The sequence below is a fragment of the Streptomyces sp. SID11385 genome (assembly GCF_010548245.1).
Lineage (GTDB): Bacteria > Actinomycetota > Actinomycetes > Streptomycetales > Streptomycetaceae > Streptomyces.
In genome coordinates this window covers 1-2,956 of sequence record NZ_JAAGLR010000416.1, presented here as the reverse complement: position 1 = coordinate 2,956, position 2,956 = coordinate 1, and the positions used below count along the sequence as shown (strand labels likewise).

The following is a 2,956-nucleotide window of genomic DNA, read 5'->3' as shown; positions in this document are numbered from 1 at the left end:
CTGCTGGCTCATGTCCAGCAGCACTCGGACGCGGTGGGTGAGGTCGACTGGACGCTGGTCTGCGTGGACTCGACGACGGTGCGGGCGCATCAGCACGCGGCCGGGGCCCGAAAAAGGGGCAGGTCCGGCCCGGTGAGGCGATCGGCCGGTCCCGCGGCGGGCTGACCACGAAGATCCACCTCGCCTGCGACGGGAACGGCCGCCCGCTGGCCTTCACCCTGACCGCCGGGAACGTCAACGACTGCACCCAGTTCGAAGCCGTCATGGCCGGCATCCGCATCAACCGGCCGGGCCCGGGCCGCCCCAGGACCCGGCCCGAACGCGTCGCGGCGGACAAGGGCTACTCGTCCCGGAAAATCCGCGCCTACCTTCGCAAGCGAGGCATCAAGAGCACGATCCCGGAACGACTCGACCAGATCAACGGCCGCCTCAGCAGGGGCGAGAGGCTGTGCGGCCTCGACCGTGCCGCCTACCGGCGCCGCAACCTCGTCGAACGCTGCTTCAGCAAACTCAAGCAGAACAAAGCCCTCGCCACCCGCTACGACAAACGAGCCCGCCACTACCAAGCCATGGTCACCCTCGCCTGCCTCCGCCTCTGGCTCCCCTGACTTTACGGACACGCCCTAGGGCAGGGGCAGGTTACCTCCCAGCACTGATCAGTTGCCGTTCCCAGCCCTCCTCCAGCATCGAAGCGATCTGCCCGACCCTTACCAGGGCTTCGTCCGCTGCCTCGCCATCGAAGTCCCAGTCCGGAACGTTCCCTCGCCACTGGACGTCAACATCATCGATCAACCGGTGCGCGAAGGAGTTGCGCCGCTTCCGAAGCCAAATAACATCCTCCTCAAGAGCGACGGCATCCAAAGCCTCCGGCCACCGGACAACGCACTCACGAGCCTTTCGCGTCAGGCCGGCCCGGTGTAGAGCCGCGTCGCCGGGCTGGTCCAAGATCTGGTTCATGAGGGACTCAAGCGCGGCAACAGCAGCCACGATGATCACTCCAGCACTGATTTGCCTGATGTCCGAGTCCAGCATGAACATCGCCTCATCGGACTCGCCCTCCCAACCCTTGATCCTGAACGTCCCAGCCGCGCGTATCGCCCGCAACTCCGACAGTTCAAGGTCGACGCTTTTCTCGATCCTGCTGCTCAGCCAGGCGAGAGACGCGACTCGGTGCTCGAAGGAAATGAACTCGATGCGTGAGTGTCTACTGGAGAAGTACTCCGCAGCGTGGGCGGAGATGTACATCTCCTCATCCGCACCGCCCAACGGCTCGTTCAGCTCTTCGAGCATGCGTAGTCCCCTTCACACCGATTCAGGTCAGCATGTTTTCCCGTGGGCAGTGCTGGATCACGACCACCGAAACTGGCGGGAGCGGCCCCGCCCAGGTGGCTGTAGACACAGAAGAGCTGAGCTGCACGCCAGGTCCAGTTCCAGCACGGGCAGCCCGCCCGCACCCCACCACCAATCCAGCACGGCACGGATGGGCAGCGGTAACGACAGGTGACGTCAAGTCAGCCCTCCCAGCACCATCCCAGCACCATCCCAGCCCGAAAGAACCAAGGGCCCGGCCCCGAAGAGCCGGACCCCCTCTGACCCGCACATTCGCCGGATCAGCGGCGTGGTGCTACGTCACCCGCTACACATTGAACCTGAACTCCACCACATCCCCGTCCCGCATCACATAGTCCTTGCCCTCCATGCGGGCCTTGCCCGCCGCGCGGGCTTCGGCTACCGAGCCGGTGGTGACGAGGTCGTCGAAGGAGATGATTTCGGCCTTGATGAAGCCGCGTTCGAAGTCGGTGTGGATGACTCCGGCTGCCTGGGGGGCCGTGGCGCCCTTGTCGATCGTCCAGGCGCGGGTTTCCTTGGGGCCGGCGGTCAGGTAGGTCTGGAGGCCCAGCGTCTCGAAGCCGACGCGGGCCAGGGTGGCGAGGCCCGGTTCGTCCTGGCCGACGGACTGGAGGAGTTCGAGGGCCTCCTCGTCGTCCAGTTCGGCGAGGTCCGCCTCCAGCTTCGCGTTGAGGAAGATCGCCTCGGCCGGGGCGACGAGCGCGCGCTGCTCGGCCTTGAAGGTGTCGTCCGTCAGCTCGTCCTCGTCCACGTTGAAGACGTAGAGGAACGGCTTCGTCGTCAGGAGGTGCAGGTCGTGGAGGGGGGCGGCTTTCTCCGTGCCCTGCGCGATGCCCTTGGAGAAGAGGGTGTCGCCCGCCTCCAGGATCGCCTTCGCCTCCTCGACCGCCGCGAGCTTCGGGGCCACGTCCTTCTTGATCCTGGCCTCCTTCGCGAGGCGCGGCAGGACCTTCTCGACCGTCTGGAGGTCGGCGAGGATCAGCTCGGTGTTGATCGTCTCGATGTCGTCCTTCGGGGAGACCTTGCCGTCCACGTGCACGACGTTGTCGTCCTTGAAGGCGCGGATCACCTGGCAGATCGCGTCGGTCTCGCGGATGTTCGCGAGGAACTTGTTGCCCAGCCCCTCGCCCTCGCTCGCGCCGCGCACGATGCCGGCGATGTCGACGAAGTCCACCGTCGCGGGGAGGATGCGGGCCGAGCCGAAGAGCTCGGCGAGCTTCGGCAGCCGCGGGTCCGGCACGCCCACGACGCCCACGTTCGGCTCGATCGTCGCGAAGGGGTAGTTCGCGGCCAGCACGTCGTTCTTCGTGAGGGCGTTGAAGAGGGTGGACTTGCCGACGTTGGGCAGGCCGACGATACCGATGCTTGTGCTCATGGCTCTCTAACTAAGTCCGCTCGCGAATTCCGAAGGTGGCCCTTCACGGTACAGGGAGGCGGTACGGGGCCGACCCGGCACCGTACGGCAGCAGGGGCGCCGTGGGCAAAAGCGCGTGTCCCGGACCGGAGGGCGCGGGGCCCGGCGCCTACGTTGGTGCGGTGGAGCAACCCAGTACGCGCCGGCCGCCCGAGCGGCCGTCCCCCCGTCCCCCGGCCGCCCGTCCCGCCC

At 66.7% G+C, this 2,956-nt stretch carries 2 protein-coding genes and 1 pseudogene; 1 reads left to right on the top strand and 2 read right to left on the bottom strand.

Annotated elements, in window-relative coordinates:
* Positions 1-608: pseudogene (locus G3I42_RS12810) on the top strand (IS5 family transposase); the annotation flags it as partial.
* Between the two features lie 31 nt (positions 609-639).
* Here the strand turns inward: G3I42_RS12810 and G3I42_RS12805 are convergent.
* Complete coding sequence (locus G3I42_RS12805) at positions 640-1,290, bottom strand: hypothetical protein (RefSeq protein ID WP_164285482.1); 651 nt, start codon at positions 1,288-1,290, stop codon at positions 640-642.
* A 346-nt stretch (positions 1,291-1,636) separates the two neighbouring features.
* Positions 1,637-2,725 (bottom strand): redox-regulated ATPase YchF, encoded by a 1,089-nt coding sequence (ychF, locus tag G3I42_RS12800; protein ID WP_164285480.1) that lies wholly within the window; start codon positions 2,723-2,725, stop codon positions 1,637-1,639.
* Between the last annotated feature and the right edge of the window lie 231 nt (positions 2,726-2,956).

What these genes read in the sequence shown, in the direction of transcription:
- G3I42_RS12805 (WP_164285482.1), bottom strand. Translation starts at nt 1,290, where the DNA reads ATGCTCGAAGAGCTGAACGAGCCGTTGGGCGGTGCGGATGAGGAGATG.
- ychF (WP_164285480.1), bottom strand. Translation starts at nt 2,725, where the DNA reads ATGAGCACAAGCATCGGTATCGTCGGCCTGCCCAACGTCGGCAAGTCC.